Annotated in this window: 14 protein-coding genes; 7 read left to right on the top strand and 7 right to left on the bottom strand. The window is 74.4% G+C overall.

Annotated elements, in window-relative coordinates; genetic code table 11:
* The first annotated feature begins 69 nt into the window (after positions 1 to 69).
* The 3 genes from mptB to AB0O07_RS35040 all read left to right on the top strand — a co-directional run bounded on the left by mptB (position 70) and on the right by AB0O07_RS35040 (position 3,934).
* Positions 70 to 1,512 carry a polyprenol phosphomannose-dependent alpha 1,6 mannosyltransferase MptB gene (gene mptB, locus AB0O07_RS35050; RefSeq protein WP_365641325.1) on the top strand — a complete coding sequence of 481 codons (1,443 nt, stop codon included), beginning with the start codon at positions 70 to 72 and terminating at the stop codon, positions 1,510 to 1,512.
* Entirely contained in the window at positions 1,509 to 2,942 is a 1,434-nt protein-coding gene (locus tag AB0O07_RS35045) for a glycosyltransferase 87 family protein (RefSeq protein WP_365641322.1), read from the top strand. The genes mptB and AB0O07_RS35045 overlap by 4 nt, the downstream gene beginning before the upstream one ends.
* A gap of 182 nt (positions 2,943 to 3,124) precedes the next feature.
* Positions 3,125 to 3,934: a DUF4232 domain-containing protein gene (locus AB0O07_RS35040; protein WP_365641320.1), complete on the top strand. Its 810-nt coding sequence runs from the start codon at positions 3,125 to 3,127 to the stop codon at positions 3,932 to 3,934.
* On the opposite strand, the gene AB0O07_RS35035 is transcribed toward AB0O07_RS35040, so the two are convergent.
* Positions 3,921 to 4,487 (bottom strand): helix-turn-helix domain-containing protein, encoded by a 567-nt coding sequence (locus tag AB0O07_RS35035; protein WP_365641317.1) that lies wholly within the window; start codon positions 4,485 to 4,487, stop codon positions 3,921 to 3,923. The genes AB0O07_RS35040 and AB0O07_RS35035 overlap by 14 nt on opposite strands.
* A 102-nt stretch (positions 4,488 to 4,589) precedes the next feature.
* Here AB0O07_RS35035 and AB0O07_RS35030 point away from each other — a divergent pair, with 102 nt between their 5' ends.
* Positions 4,590 to 5,051, top strand: a complete 462-nt coding sequence (locus AB0O07_RS35030; protein ID WP_365641314.1) for a nuclear transport factor 2 family protein — start codon at positions 4,590 to 4,592, stop codon at positions 5,049 to 5,051.
* A gap of 94 nt (positions 5,052 to 5,145) precedes the next feature.
* On the opposite strand, the gene AB0O07_RS35025 is transcribed toward AB0O07_RS35030, so the two are convergent.
* Entirely contained in the window at positions 5,146 to 5,913 is a 768-nt protein-coding gene (locus AB0O07_RS35025) for an IclR family transcriptional regulator C-terminal domain-containing protein (RefSeq protein WP_365641311.1), read from the bottom strand.
* Positions 5,914 to 6,093: 180 nt separating this feature from the next.
* Between AB0O07_RS35025 and shiA the strand changes: the two genes are divergently transcribed.
* The 3 genes from shiA to AB0O07_RS35010 are packed head-to-tail and all read left to right on the top strand — an operon-like array spanning position 6,094 to position 9,428.
* Complete coding sequence (shiA, locus tag AB0O07_RS35020; RefSeq protein ID WP_365641308.1) at positions 6,094 to 7,461, top strand: shikimate transporter; 1,368 nt, start codon at positions 6,094 to 6,096, stop codon at positions 7,459 to 7,461.
* Between the two features lie 47 nt (positions 7,462 to 7,508).
* On the top strand, positions 7,509 to 8,369 hold the full coding sequence (locus AB0O07_RS35015; RefSeq protein ID WP_365641305.1) for an isocitrate lyase/PEP mutase family protein: 861 nt from the start codon (positions 7,509 to 7,511) through the stop codon (positions 8,367 to 8,369).
* Between the two features lie 18 nt (positions 8,370 to 8,387).
* Positions 8,388 to 9,428, top strand: a complete 1,041-nt coding sequence (locus AB0O07_RS35010) for a C-terminal binding protein (RefSeq protein WP_365641302.1) — start codon at positions 8,388 to 8,390, stop codon at positions 9,426 to 9,428.
* Here AB0O07_RS35010 and AB0O07_RS35005 read toward each other — a convergent pair.
* The 5 genes from AB0O07_RS35005 to AB0O07_RS34985 form a co-directional block, all read right to left on the bottom strand.
* On the bottom strand, positions 9,425 to 10,693 hold the full coding sequence (locus AB0O07_RS35005; protein ID WP_365641301.1) for an exo-alpha-sialidase: 1,269 nt from the start codon (positions 10,691 to 10,693) through the stop codon (positions 9,425 to 9,427). The two genes, AB0O07_RS35010 and AB0O07_RS35005, sit on opposite strands and share 4 nt — an antisense overlap.
* A complete protein-coding gene (locus AB0O07_RS35000; protein WP_365641298.1) occupies positions 10,690 to 11,532 on the bottom strand; it encodes an aldolase/citrate lyase family protein in 843 nt (280 codons plus the stop codon). The genes AB0O07_RS35005 and AB0O07_RS35000 overlap by 4 nt, the downstream gene beginning before the upstream one ends.
* 100 nt (positions 11,533 to 11,632) lie before the next feature.
* On the bottom strand, positions 11,633 to 12,628 hold the full coding sequence (locus AB0O07_RS34995; RefSeq protein ID WP_365641296.1) for an aldo/keto reductase: 996 nt from the start codon (positions 12,626 to 12,628) through the stop codon (positions 11,633 to 11,635).
* On the bottom strand, positions 12,625 to 13,581 hold the full coding sequence (locus AB0O07_RS34990) for a dipeptide/oligopeptide/nickel ABC transporter ATP-binding protein (RefSeq protein ID WP_365641293.1): 957 nt from the start codon (positions 13,579 to 13,581) through the stop codon (positions 12,625 to 12,627). Before AB0O07_RS34990 ends, AB0O07_RS34995 begins: the two co-directional genes overlap by 4 nt.
* Complete coding sequence (locus AB0O07_RS34985) at positions 13,578 to 14,492, bottom strand: ABC transporter ATP-binding protein (protein WP_365641291.1); 915 nt, start codon at positions 14,490 to 14,492, stop codon at positions 13,578 to 13,580. The genes AB0O07_RS34990 and AB0O07_RS34985 overlap by 4 nt, the downstream gene beginning before the upstream one ends.
* Positions 14,493 to 14,495: the final 3 nt, after the last annotated feature.

The following is a 14,495-nucleotide window of genomic DNA, read 5'->3' as shown; positions in this document are numbered from 1 at the left end:
AACGCGCCCGCCACCGGTACGTGGCGGTGGCGTCGCCTCCCGGCCATCCCCTCCTGCGAGCCTCCACGAATGCTCGCCCTGAACGCCGATGTGAAACCCGATCGCTGCCGGATCGTGGGGCTCGTGGGGACCGTCGCGCTGACCGCGGGCGGTGTCACCGCGGGCGCCCTGCCGGTCCGTGACACGCCGCTGCCCACCTCGGGCCGGGGCGCCCTGGGCCTGCTCTGCGCGTACTTCGGGCTCGTCCTGCTCATCGCCGCCTGGTGGTGGCTGGGGCGCGCGGTGCGCTCCGCGCGCCCGCCCGCGCCCCGCGAACTGCTCACCACGCTCGCCGTCTGGGCGGCGCCGCTGCTGGTCGGGCCGCCCCTGTTCAGCCGGGACGTCTACAGCTACCTCGCCCAGGGCGCCATGGTCGACACCGGGATCGACGTCTACCGCCACGGGCCCGCGCTGCTGGGCGGGCCGCTCGCCGCCGAGGTCGCGCCCGTCTGGCTGCACACCCCGGCGCCGTACGGTCCGGTCTTCCTCGCCGTCGCCGCCAGGACCACCGACCTCGTGCCCGACCAGCTCGCCCCCACCGGGCTCTCCTCCGGCGTCCTCGGGATGCGCCTGGTCGCGCTCCTCGGCGTCGCGCTGATGGCCGTCTTCCTGCCGCTCCTCGCCGACCGCTGCGGGGTCTCCCGCGCGGCCGCGCTCTGGCTCGGCGCGCTCAACCCGCTCGTCCTGCTCCACCTGGTCGCGGGCGCCCACAACGACGCGCTGATGCTCGGGCTGCTCGGCGCCGGACTGGTCGCCGCCCTCGGCGCGCTGCCGCTCCGCGCCACCGTCCTCATCACGCTCGCCGCCCTGGTCAAGGCGCCCGCCGCCCTCGGGCTGCTCGCCGTCGCCGCCCTCTGGTCCGGCCAACTGACCGGCCGCGCCCGGGGGATCAGGGCGATCGCGCTGACCGGCGCCGTCGCCCTCGCCACCACCGCCCTGGTGACAGCCGTCACCGGCACGGGATACGGCTGGCTCGCCACCCTCAACACCCCCGTCTCCGCCGGAAACTGGTCCCTCACCAGCGGACTCGGCCGGCTCAGCGGCGCCCTGCTGGACGCGGCCGGCACCGGCCTCGGCGAACTGGCCGTCCCCGTCTGGCGCTGGTGCGGCCTCGTCGCCACCGCCGTCGCCGTCGGGGTGCTCTGGCTGCGCAGGGAGCGCCTCGGACCGGTGTACGCGCTCGCCCTCAGCCTGCTCGCGGTCTTCGCCCTCGGCCCGGCGTTCCGCCCCTGGTACGCGCTGTGGGGGCTGTTCCTGATCGCCGCCGCCGCGCCCGAGGGCCGGGTCAGGCGGTGGGCCGCCGGCGGCAGCGGGGTGCTCGCCCTCGCCCTGCTGCCCAGCGGCTCACCACCCGACGCGCTCCAGCTCACCCTCGCCGTCGGCGGCGGGGCGCTCGCGCTGCTCGCCCTGTGGTGGATGTTCGAGATGTCCGACCCGGCGACGCTGCTCTCCCGTACCCGGACCGCGTCATGAGCGCGGCACCGCTCCGGCGCGCCGTGGCCACCCCGGTCCGCCGGGCGCTCACCGCAGGTCTCCTCGCCGCCGCCACCGCCGCCTTCCTCGCCCTTGTCCCGCTCCACCGGGACTTCTTCGACGTGGCCGTCTACTACGGCACGGTCGACGACTGGGTGCACGGCGGCCGGATCTACGACTACCTCAAACCCGGCACCCACTACGGGTTCACCTACCCGCCCTTCGCCGCCGTGGCGATGGTGCCCATGGCGCTCGTCCCCTGGCCGGTGGCGGTCGGCGTCAGCATCCTGCTGAGCGCGCTGGCCTCCGCGCTGCTGCTGCACTGGCTCGCCGTCCCGGTCGTCCGGCGCGCGCTGGCGGCGCGGCGGGGGCGTACGGACGGGGCGGGTGCGACGGACGGGGTGCGCGCTGCGGACGGGGCGGGTGCGACGGACAGGACGCGCTTTGCGGACGGGGCGGGTGCGGCGGACCGTACCGGCGGCAAGGGCGCCGGGGGCGCGGCCGGGGGCGGCGGGGCCGCCGACGACCCGGTCGGGCGGGAGTGGTTCGTCCTCACCGTCACCGGGTGTCTCTTCGCGCTCCTCGAACCCGTCCGGGACACCTTCAGCTTCGGCCAGGTCAATCTGGTCCTGGTGGCGCTCGTCTTCGCCGACGCCCGGCTGCTGGCGGGACGGCACGCCCGGTACGCCGGGATCGGGATCGGCCTGGCGACCGCGATCAAGCTCACCCCCGGGCTCTTCATCGGCTATCTCCTGATCACCGGACGGCGGCGGCAGGCCGCCGTCGCGGGCGGTACGGCGGCCAGCGCCACCCTCCTCGCCGCCCTCGTCGACCCGGACGCCTCCCGGGCCTTCTGGACCGAGGCCCTGTGGGACACCGACCGGGTGGGCGAACTCGGCTATGTCTCCAACCAGTCGCTCCAGGGCGTCCTGGCCCGGCTCCAGCCCGACCACCCGAGCCGTGCCCTCTGGGCCGTCTGCGTCCTCGTGGTGCTCGCGCTCTGGGCGTACCGCGCCCGCGCCGCCGCGCGCGACGGCGACGACCGCGCCGGGTTCGCGCTGACCGGCCTCGCCGCCTGTCTCGTCTCCCCGGTGACCTGGGTGCACCACCTCGTCTGGCTGATCCCGGCGCTGATCGTCCTGGCGGACGCGGTGTTCGTACGACCCCTGCCGGGCGAGCGGCGGCGGCTCGGACGGGCGGTGTGGACCGCGCTGTACGTGGTGCTGTGCAGCAGCGTCGTCTGGCTCTGGCGGTGGGACTCGACCGGGCCCGACGCCGTCCTCGGGGCCAACGCCTATGTCTGGATCACGCTCGGGCTGCTCCTCGTGGCTCCCCGCCCGACCGCCCGCCGGGCGGCCCGCGCGGACGCTCCCGTCCCGGCGGAGGCGCCGCACCCGATCGGCGGAGACGTGGCACCCTCCCGGAGCTGACCGCACGGCCGGTGGTTCCGCCCCGTCCGACCGGGAAGACGAGATTCCGGAGGACCGGCCACGCCCTCCGGATACGGCAGAGGGCCGTATTTCAGCAACTTTCGGGTATATGTGCGATGAAGGGGTTTGTGCCGGGTATACGCGGTCGGGTATCGCGCGAGGCGAAGGGACAGGTGGAGTACATGTCCGAGCACTTCCAGAACTCCGGGGAGACGCCGCCACGACGCGGGCGCCCCGGCGCACCCGCCCGGCGCGCCGGAGGCCGCCGGGCGTGGCGTACGGCGGCGCTCGCCGCCACCGCGACCCTGCTGGCCGTGGCCACCGCCGCCTGCGGCAGCGGCGGGGGCTCCGCCGGCGGCTCGGCCGACCCGGCCCCGTCGGCCTCGGCCGGCGCGCCCTCGGGCACCGGCGCGGCGGGGGAGCCGAGCGCGGCCTCCGCCGGCGCCGACTCCTCCGGAGGAGCCTCCTCCGGTGGCGCCTCCGCCACCGCGCCGAGGACGACGGACACGGCGGGCTCCGCTGCCCCCTCGGCGCCCGCCGCGCCCTCCGCAACGGGGAACTCCTCCGTCGGGACCCAGTCGGCCACCTCGTACGCCCGCTGTACCGCCGCCCGGCTCGGGCTGAGCCTGAGTTCGCCGAACCCCGGCGCCGGGCAGGTCTACTACGATCTGCGCCTCGTCAACAAGGGGTCCGCCCCCTGCACCCTGCGCGGCTTCCCCGGGGTCTCGCTGCTCGCGGGCGACGGCGCCCCCATCGGCCGTCCCGCCACCCGGGAGGGCGGGCAGCTCCCCGCCGTCAACCTGAAGCCCGGCGTCACCGCGTATGTCACGCTGCACACCCTGAACCAGGGCATCAAGGGCGACTCCTGCTGGGCCAGGCCCAGCCTGCTCCAGGTCTATCCGCCCGGCTCCACGGACGCGATGACGCTGGCCACCTCGGAACCCCGGGTCTGCGGGGACACCTTCACGGTGGGGGCGGTCAGGGCGGACTGAGCAGCCGGGCCACGGCCGCGCGGGCCTGGTGGGCCGGGGCCGGGTCGCCGCTGATCGCGGCGGTCACCATGGCCCCTTCGGCGAGCAGGAAGACCGGCTCGGCCACCGGCACCCCGGTGGCGCCGACCCAGGCCCCGAGCTGGTCGCGGAAGGCCCGCTTGTGCGCCCTGACCTCGGCCAGCACCGCCTCGGACGACGCGCCGAGCTCACCGAAGGCGTTGATCCAGGCGCACCCCCGGAACCCGGGCTCGGCGAACCACCCGGCGAGCCAGTCGAAGACCGCGAGCACCCGCTCGTACGGGTCGGCGACCCGCTCCACATGGGTGGCCAGATTCCCCCGCCACCGCAGGTCGCGGCGTCTCAGCATCGCCACCACCAGCTCCTCCTTGGTGGCGAAGAACCGGTAGATCCGCTTCAGCGGAAGCCCGGAGGCCGCGCGGATCTCGTCCATGGAGACCGCGCGGACGCCCCGCGCGTAGAGGAGCCGCTCGGCCGCGTCGAGCAGTTCCTCGCGGTCCCGGCGGTTCCGCTCCTCGGTGATCGGGGCCGGCATCCTGGGCTCCTTGACGTCGAGAACGCTCGTTCTCTACCTTGCTGAGCGCTGGTAGAGAATAGACGTTCTCGTTATACGTTCTCCATACGAGGAGGCCCCTCCGTGCCCGAAGAGCGCCCGCCGTTCCCGCCGTTCACCCGCGAGACCGCCCTGCGGAAGGTCCAGGCGGCCGAGGACGCGTGGAACACGCGCGACCCGGAGCGAGTCGCCCTGGCGTACACGCCCGACTCGGTCTGGCGGAACCGGGACACGTTCATCGGCGGGCGCGAGGAGATCGTCGCCTTCCTGACCGCCAAGTGGGAGCGTGAGCGGGAGTACGCGCTGCGCAAGAGCCTCTGGTCGTTCGACGGGAACCGGATCGCCGTCCGCTTCCAGTACGAGTGGCACGACGACGCGGGCCGGTGGTGGCGCAGTTACGGCAACGAACTCTGGGAGTTCGACGAGCGCGGCCTCATGCGGCGCCGCGAGGCGAGCATCAACGACGTCGCCATCGACGAGGCCGACCGCCGGATCCACGGCCCGCGCCCCGAGGCCGAACACGGGGCGGACATCCCGCTCCGGTGACACCCGCCGCTCCCGTGCCGGCCGTCCCCGACGTCGGCCGTCACGGGAGCGGGGACCGGGGGGCGGGGGGCGGGGATCCGGAGCGGCGCGGGCGTCAGAGCGGCGGGGCGGCCTTCGCGATGCGTTCCGCCTGGGCGCGCAGCGGGGCGACGACCGTCTCCTCCAGCTCGGACGGGGCGAACCGGGTGGCGGGGAAGAGCGTGGAGAGCGCGGTCGGCGGGGCGGCGTCCCCCGGCACCAGGACCGCGACGCCCGCCATTCCGACGTCGAGTTCGCTCGTCGACCAGGACCAGCCGCGCTCGGCCGCGGTGGTGAGCTGCTCCCGCAGGACCGCCCGGTCGGTCACCGTGTGCGGGGTGTAGGCGCGGATGTCCGCCGTCAGGAGATACGCGTCCAGCTCCGCCGGGGGGAGATGGGCCAGCAGGATCCGGCCCGCCGAGGTGACATGGGCCGGTGAGCTCTCCCCGATCGGGATGTGGAGATGGAGGGTGCGCGGGGCGTTGGCGCCCGCGACATACCGGACGTCGTGCCCGTCCAGCACCGCCATCAGCACCGACTCGCCCACCTCCCGGCTCAGTTCCCGGATGTACGGCTCCACGGCGGCCACGCCCAGGTTGGCCAGGTAGGAGAAGCCGAAGTCCAGCACGCGCGGCGCGAGCGAGAAGCTCCGGCCGCTCTGTGCCACGTACCCCAGATCGGCCAGCGTCAGCAGGATCCGCCGGGTGGTCGCCCGGCTGAGCCCGGTGGCCTCGGCCACCTCGGTCAGCGTCCGGTGCTGATGGCGCGCGTCGAAGGCGCGGAGCACCTGGAGCCCCCGGTCCAGCGACTCAAGAAAATGCTCTCCCCGCTCCTGCGGCGCCATGCCCCGGCTCCTTTCGGTCACGTCGATCATAGGAGCCCCCTGAGGGAGCCCTGTGCGAGAGCCCCTGAAGAAGCTCCTGGTACGACCCTTGACACCCTTCCCCGGCATATCTACGGTCACGTTTCAGCCGAGTTTCGGAGAGCGCACTAAAGTTCGCTCAGCGAACACAATGGAGTGTCCATGAGCACACCCGTCATGTCCAGCGGGACCGATGAGCGCCAGGCGCGCCGCGCCGCGTTCGGCAGCTTCGCCGGCGCCGTCATCGACTGGTACGACTTCATCCTCTACGGGCTGGTCGCCGCGCTGGTCTTCAACACCGAGTTCTTCCCCGACGTCAGCCCCGCCATCGGCACCCTCGCCGCGTTCGCCACCTTCGGCGTGGGCTTCCTCTTCCGCCCGCTCGGCGGCATCGTCTTCGGTCACTTCGGCGACCGGATCGGCCGCAAGCGGATGCTCGTCCTCACCATGGTGATCATGGGCACGGCGACCACCCTCATCGGCTTCCTGCCCGGCTACGCCACCATCGGCTGGTGGGCCCCGTTCCTCCTCGTCGTCCTCCGGGCCGTCCAGGGCTTCGCGGTCGGCGGCGAGTGGGGCGGCGCCGCGCTGATGGCCGTCGAGAGCGCGCCCAAGGCCCGGCGCGCCTTCTACAGCAGCGGCGTCCAGGTCGGCTACTCGGTGGGGCTGGTCATCGCGACCGGCTTCGTCCTGCTGATGAGCAGTGTCACCACCGACGCGCAATTCCTCGCCTGGGGCTGGCGGGTGCCCTTCCTCGCCAGTGTCGTCCTCGTCGCCATCGGGCTCTGGGTACGGAGCCGGGTGCAGGACGCCCCCCAGGTCGTGGAGCAGGTCGAAGCGGCCGAGACCACCGCCGCGGCCCAGGGCAAGCGCCGTATCCCGCTGGTCGAGGCGTTGCGCGAACACCCCCGCGCCTTCGCCCAGATCTTCGGGCTCCGCCTGGTCGAGCTGGTGTCGGGGTACATCGTCACCGCCTTCGCCCTCAGCTACGCGACCAGCGAACTCGGTTACTCGCGGCCCTTCATGCTCAACGTCGGCCTCCTCGTGGGCGCGCTGGGCATCCTCACCATCCCCGCGTACGCCTATCTCTCCGACCGGATCGGCCGGCGCCGGGTCTACCTCACCGGGGCGGTCGCCGGTGCCGTCCTCGCCGTCCCCTTCTTCCTCGCCCTGGAGAGCGGCTCGAAGATCGCCACGGTCATCCTCGCCGTGCTGCTCTTCAACGTCGCCCACGACCTCGCGGTCAGCGTCCAGCAGCCGCTCTTCACCGAGATGTTCGGGGCCGAGTACCGCTACAGCGGCGCGGGCGTCGGCTACCAGTTCGCCAGCGCGATCGCGGGCGGCTTCACCCCCTTCATCGCCGCCGCCCTCGCCACGCTGACGGACGGCTCCTGGCACCTCGTCGCCCTCTACCTCTTCATCGGCTGCGCCGTCTCGGCCGTCCTCGCCTTCAACCTGTCGCGCGACCACACCCCCACCCCGGACCGGCGTGCGCCCCGCAGGGAGCCCGAGCCGACGGCCGGCGCCTGACCCCCCGTCCACCGACCGCGCCCACCCCTCCACCGAAAGGCCCCGTTGTGCAGCGGCCCGCTTCCTTGCGCACCCTCCTCGACGCCCCCGGCATCGTCAGCGCCCCCGGCGCCCCCGACTCCCTCACCGCCCGGCTCGTCCAGGCCGCCGGGTTCCCGGCGGTCTACATGACCGGCTTCGGCGCCACCGCCGGCCGGCTCGGCACCCCCGACATCGGGCTGCTCAGCCAGACCGAGATGACCGAACACGCCCGCAACATGACCCGCGCCGTCACCATCCCGGTCATCGCCGACGCGGACACCGGATACGGCGGCCCCTCCAACATCGAGCGGACAGTGCGCGAGTACGTCCAGGCCGGGGTCGCCGCGATCCATCTGGAGGACCAGATCGCCCCCAAGCGCTGCGGCCAGATGGCCGGGATCCGGCTCATGGACGCGGCGGAGAACGTACGGCGGCTGCGGTGCGCTGTCGAGGCGCGCGGCGACGACGACCTGCTGGTCATCGGCCGCACCGACGCGCTGCCCGCCGCCGGGGTGACCGAGGCGGTCCGGCGCGCGCACGCCTACCAGGAGGCCGGGGTCGACCTCGTCTTCGTCGACGGCATCAAGCACATCCACGAGGTCGAGGCGGTCGCCGAGGCCGTCGAAGGACCGAAGGTCGTCTCGCTCGTCGACGGCAACGAGACCACCCGGCTCACCGCCCAGGACCTCACGGACCTCGGCTTCTCCGTCGTCCTCTACGCCGTCACCACCCTCTTCACCGCCACCCGCGCGGTCGCCGACGCCCTCGGCCACCTCAAGGCGGCCGGCACCCCGCTCGGCGGCCCGGCCCAGCACACCTACGGCGAGTTCACCGAACTGGTCGACCTCGCCCACCACCAGGACCTCGACCAGCGCTTCGGCGCCTGAGCGGGGCGGGAAGGCACCATGAGCACCACGACTTCCACGGCGACCACGTCCACGGCCGCCACCCCCACCGCCGCCATCCCCACCGTCGTCGTCACCGACTACGAGTTCGCCGATCTCGCCCCCGAGCGCGCCGTCATCGAGGGCGCCGGCTTCCGGCTCGTCCCCGCCCAGGCGAGGACCCCCGAAGAACTCGTCGCCGCCTGCGCCGGCGCCGACGCCGTCATCAACCAGTACGCCCAGCTCACCGCCGAGGTGATCGGAGCGCTGCCGAAGGTACGGGTCATCTCCCGCTACGGCATCGGCCTCAACACCATCGACGTCGACGCCGCCACGGCCGCCGGGATCATCGTCGCCAACGTCCCCGACGGCTCCCTGGAGGACGTCTCCGACCACACCTCGGCGCTGATCCTCGCGCTCGCCCGGGGACTCGGCCCCTACCGCGCCTCCCTGGCGGCGGACGGCTGGGACTACACCGTGGCCGCCCCGCTCTTCCGGCTCCGCGGCCGGACGCTCGGGCTGCTCGGATTCGGCCGTATACCGCAGTACGTCGCCCGCAAACTCGCCGGATTCGGGCTCCGGGTCCTGGCCAGCGACCCGTACGCGGACCCCGCCGTCGCGGCCGGCCTCGGCGTGGAGCTGGTCGACACCGAAACCCTGCTGCGCGCCGCCGACTTCGTCTCGGTCCACACCCCGCTCACCCCCGAGACCACCGGGCTGCTGGGCGCCGAGGCGTTCGCCCTGATGAAGCCGACCGCCTACCTCGTCAACACCGCCCGGGGACCGGTGATCGACCAGGACGCGCTGGTCGCCGCCCTGGAGTCGGGGCGGATCGCGGGCGCCGGGCTCGATGTGTTCGCCACCGAGCCGCTGCCGGCGGGACACCCGCTGCGCACCCTCCCCAACGTCCTGCTCTCGCCGCACTGCGCCTGGTACTCGGAGGACTCCGAGGCGGAGATACGCACCAAGGCGGCGAGAAACGTGGTGGAGGTGCTGACGGGCGCCCCGCTCACGTACCACGTCAACAAGGACGTCGTGCCGCGCCGGGCCCCGTCGGCCTAACCGGAGAGGCGCGCGCCGGTCCACTCCGGGGTCAGCCGGATGTACTGGATCGCGCGCCGGTGCCGGGTGAACGCGACATGCAGGGTGCCGTCCTCGTCGGCGGCGACGGTCGGATAGGACAGCTCCCGGTTGAGCCCGTCCCGTGAGTTGTTCGTCAGGCAGTAGCCGTCGCCGGTCGCCAGGTCGTGGCGGACCGGCCAGGTCACCCCGCCGTCCGAGGAGACCGAGAGCGAGAGCGGCGCGCGCGGGGCGCCCCAGAAGGCCCCTCCGTCCCCGGGCGTCCCGGCCGTCTGCGGAGCCGTACCGGTGGGCGGCGCCGCTCCCTCCGGTACGCCCGCTCCCTCCCGTACGCCCTCGTCGTCGATCTCGTCGTACAGCGACTCCCGGCGCTCGGTGGCGTCGGCCGCGCTGCTGGGGTTGTGGACCAGCGCCAGCCGGCCGTCGGCCAACGGGACGAACTGGACGGAGGAGTTGTTGTTCGGCACCGCCAGCGGCTCGGGCGCGCTCCAGGTCAGCCCCTCGTCCCGGGAGACCGACCGGTGCACCGCGTCCGCCCGGCGGCTGCGGAAGAGCGCGATCAGCGTCCCGTCCGGCAGCGGATGGACGTTCATGTGCACCAGACCGGTGGAGCCGGGCACCGGACGCTCCGTCCAGCTCGCGCCCGCGTCGTCGCTGACCATCACCGCGCTGGTGTCCCGCCCGCCGGACCAGCGCTCGCCCGGCACCGAGGGGCAGCGGAAGACCGGCAGCAGCCACCGCCCCGACGGCAGCACCGCCACCGGCTGGCGGACGAAGATCCCGCCGCCGGGTGTCGCGGGGAAGAGCACCCGGGGCGCTTCCCAGGTCGCCCCCGCGTCCCGGCTCACCCGGCACCGTACCTCCGCCGTGTCCTGACGGCCCGCCCGCTGCGCGGTGTGCAGCAGCCACAACGCGCCCGAGGGCGCCGCGAAGAGCACCGGGTTCTGCTCGGAGCGCGTGGCGTCGGCGGAGAGCCGGACCGGCGCCGACCAGGCCGCACCGCCCGGCCCCGGGGCCTCCCGCGCCAGCCGCGCGAACCAGACGGAGATGTCGCCCACCCCCTCCTGCGTCCCGGCGAACCAGACACAGCCGAGGTCGCCACCGGGCAGCCGGGCCAGATTCGCCGCGTGGTTCTGTACGGCGGGCGCCGACAGCAGCGCCTCGGCACGCCCCGGCTCGGCGGGATGCGGGCGCACCACCCCGTCCGCGCCCTCCGCGCCGCCCGTCTCGCCCGGCGCCGAGGTCATCGGGGCTCCCCGCCCTGGCCGTCGTCGTCCGGGCCGTTCCCGTCCACGCGGCCGGCGTCCGGGAGCGCGTCGGCGAGGTGGCGGCCCGCGATCTGCTCCAGGTGGGCCAGGTCGCTGGAGACCGTCGCGAAGGTGAACCCCTGCGCCAGCCGCGCCGCCGCGCTCGCCCCGTCCGCGTTGTGGATCCCCGCCGCGATCCCGGCCGCCGCTGCCGCCTCCCGCACCGTGACCAGCGCGGCCTCGAACCGGTCGGCCACCGCCGGGTCCGTCGAGGTGGCACCGCCGATGGCGATCCGCAGATCGGAGGGGCCCACATAGACCCCGTCCAGCCCCTCGGTGGCGCAGATCTCCGCGACGTTCGCCAGCCCCTCGGCGGTTTCGATCATCGCGAGCACCACCGTCTGCTCATGCGCCTCGGCCGGATGGGGGCCGATCCGCAGGGCCGAGCGCATCGGCCCGTACGAGCGCCGCCCGACCGGCGGATACCGTACGGCGGCCACCGCGTCCGCCGCGTCCCGCGCCGTGTCGACCAGCGGCACGATCACCCCGGCGGCGCCCGCGTCCAGCGCCCGGCCGATGGGGGAGGGGTCGTTGGCCTCGACCCGGACCAGGCCGACGGCGGTGGAGCCCTTGGTGTCGATGGCGGTGAGCGAGGCGAGCAGCCCGGTGTACTCGATCAGACCGTGCTGCGCGTCGAGCGCCACATAGTCGTAACCGAGACGCGCGATGCGCTCGGTGGAGACCGGGGAGTCGAGAACGGACCAGTAGCCGACCAGCCGTTCACGGGCGCGCAGCGCGGCGGCGAAGGCGGCGGGCGTACCGGGCGTGGAGCGGGTCATGGGCGGGACTCTCCTTGGGTGTCGGGGCGATTGTCGGGGCGGGTGTCGGTGTGCCGAGTGGGCCGTGCCGGGGCGTCGGGTCCCGGGTACGGGCGCGGGGTCAGCGGTGGTAGGCGGGCATCGGGCCCCGGAGCGCCGCGCCGACCTCCTCGCAGGCGGCGGTGGTCTCCGGAGCGAGCGGGCCCGCCTGCGCCGCGGCGATATTGGCCCGCAGCTGCTCGGTGCGCGAGCCGCCGAGGAGCAGCGCGTCGGTGGAGGGGCGCTCCAGCAGCCAGCGCAGCGCCAGTTCGGTGAGCGGGATCCCGGCCTCGGAAGCGATCCCGGACAGCCGCTCCACCGCGTCGAACAGCCGCTGGTCCCAGTACCGTTCGCGGTACATCGCCGCCAGCCGGGAGTCCCCGAACCGGCCCGATTCCGGGGTACGGGCGAAGGAGTGACGCCCCGTCAGCAGGCCGCCGCCGAGCGGGTTGTAGACCAGGGTGCGCAGCCCGGAGACCGCCGCGTACTCGACGTACTCCTCCTCAAGGCGGCGCGCCAGCAGGTTGTGCAGCTGCTGGGCTACGACCGGGCGCGGCGCGCCCGACGCGTCGGCCACGCGGGTGAGTTCGGCGATCTGCCAGGCCGAGTGGTTGGAGACGCCGAGGGCGAGGATCTTGCCCTCGGCGGCGAACTCCGCGACCGCGCCGAGGGTTTCCTCGACCGGCGTGGAGCGGTCCGGCTGGTGGAGATAGAACAGGTCGACATGGTCGGTGGCGAGCCGCCGCAGACTGCCCTCCAGCGCGGCGCGCATCCCGGCGGCGGAGAGCGGGGCGTGGCCGCCCTGGTCCGGGTGGGGGATACCGGCCTTGGTCGCCAGGACGATCCGGTCCCGGCGCCCCGGCAGCAGCGTGGCGAGGATCCGCTCGCTCTCGCCGCCCGCGTAGCCGTTCGCCGTGTCGACGCCGGTGATGCCCGCGTCCAGCGCGGTGTCGAGCATCGCGGCGGCGCCCGCCCGGTCGACGGTGTCACCGAAGGTCATCGTGCCGAGCACGAGCCGGGAGAGCGGACGGTGCAGGCCGGGCAGGACGAGCCCGGGGGTGTCGGGTCCGGTGGTCACGGGAGATCGCCTTCCGGTACGGGGGTGGGGGACGCGGGGGCATCGGCGGTGGTCGTCGTACGGGCGCCGGGCTCGCCGGCCGGCTCTGCGTGGCGTGCGGGGGTGAGCAGGTGACGGGGTTTGACGCCCCGGACCGTGGTGGGGTCGAGGGCGGCCCGGCGCAGCGCCCGGGTGTACGGCTCGGCCGGGGAGGCGAGCACACCGGCGGTCGGGCCGCGCTCCACGACCCGGCCCGCGCGCATCACCACCACATCGGTGGAGATCTCCCCGACCACCCCGAGATGGTGGGCGATGACCAGATAGGCGATGCCCGTCTCGCGCTGCAACTCCCGCAACAGCTCCAGGACCTGGGCCTGTACGGAGACATCGAGCGCCGAGGTGGCCTCGTCGCACACGAGCAGGTCGGGGCGGGAGGCGAGCGCGCGGGCGATACCGATGCGCTGGCGCTGCCCGCCGGAGAACTCGGGCGGTCTGCGGTGCAGCGCGGTGGCCGGCAGGCCCACCCGGTCCAGCAGCTCGGCCGCGCGCCGCGCCCGGCGCGCCCGGTTCGCCTCCCCGGCGATCCGCAGCGGCTCGGCCACGATCTGCTCGGCCGTCAGATGCGGGTCGAGCGAACCGTACGGATCCTGGAAGACCATCTGCACCCGCCGCCGCAGCGGGCGCAGCCGCCGCTCCGGCAGCGCCGCGATATCCGTACCGTCCAGCAGGATCCGGCCGGACGCCGGGCGCAGCAGCCGTACCAGCGCACGGGCGAGCGTCGACTTGCCGCACCCCGACTCGCCGACGACGGCGAGCGCGCCGCCGCGCTCCAGGGTGAGGCTCACCCCGTCGACGGCACGGAGCGGGCCGCGCGCGGTCGGGTACTCGACCACCAGGTCCTCGACGCTCAGCAGAGGCGCCTCGCCGGACGCGGCGTGCCCGGCCGCCGAGCCGCCGGCACCCAGGGCGCTCACGCCGTCACCCCGTGCGGCGCGGCACCGTCCGGCGCGTCCTCGTCCCAGGGGCCCAGCCGTGGCACGGCGGCGAGCAGGGCGCGGGTGTACGGCTCGGACGGCGCGTCCACGATGCGGGCCGCGGGGCCCGACTCCACGAACGCTCCGTCCCGCATCACATGGATACGGTCGGAGACGACCCGGGCCACCCCCAGGTCATGGGTGATCATCAGCATCCCGAGGGACTCCCGTTCCTGTAGCTCCATCAGCAGGTCGAGCACGCCCGCCTGCACGGTGGCGTCGAGCGCGGAGGTCGGCTCGTCCGCGATCAGCAGCTCCGGCTCACCGGCCAGCGCCATCGCGATCAGCATCCGCTGGAGCATGCCGCCGGAGAACTGGTGCGGATACGCCGTCCACCGCGTCCCGGGGTGCGGGATACGGACCTGGGCGAGCAGCTCCGTACCGCGCTCCCGCACCTCCGTACGGGAGAGCCCGGGGTGGCGCAGCCGCAGCGCGTCGCCGAGCTGGCGGCCGATGGTGTGGACGGGGCTGAGCGCGGTCATCGGGTCCTGCGGGATCAGCGAGACGGTGCGGCCCCGGACCGCGCGGGCCGCCGCCGGATCGGCGAGGACATCGCGCCCGGCGATCCGTACCGCGCCCGAGAGCACCGCCAGCCCCTCCGGCAGCAGCCGCAGCACGCCCATCGCGGTCGTCGACTTGCCGGAGCCGGATTCCCCGATCAGGGTGACGGTCTCGCCCCGGCGCACCGTGAAGCTCACCCCGTCCACGGCGCGCACCACCCCGTGCGCGGTGATCAGCTCGATCTGGAGCTCCTCGACCTCCAGCAGCGGCACCCCGCCCCCTGCTCCGGCCCCTGTCCCGGCTTCCTCGGCGGCGGCCCCCGAGCCGGTCGCGGTCGTCGTACGGTCCATGGC

The sequence above is a fragment of the Streptomyces sp. NPDC093085 genome (genome assembly GCF_040683935.1).
Lineage (GTDB): Bacteria > Actinomycetota > Actinomycetes > Streptomycetales > Streptomycetaceae > Streptomyces.
The sequence above is the reverse complement of the archived record's forward strand: the minus strand, read 5'-3'. Positions and strand labels throughout refer to the sequence as shown.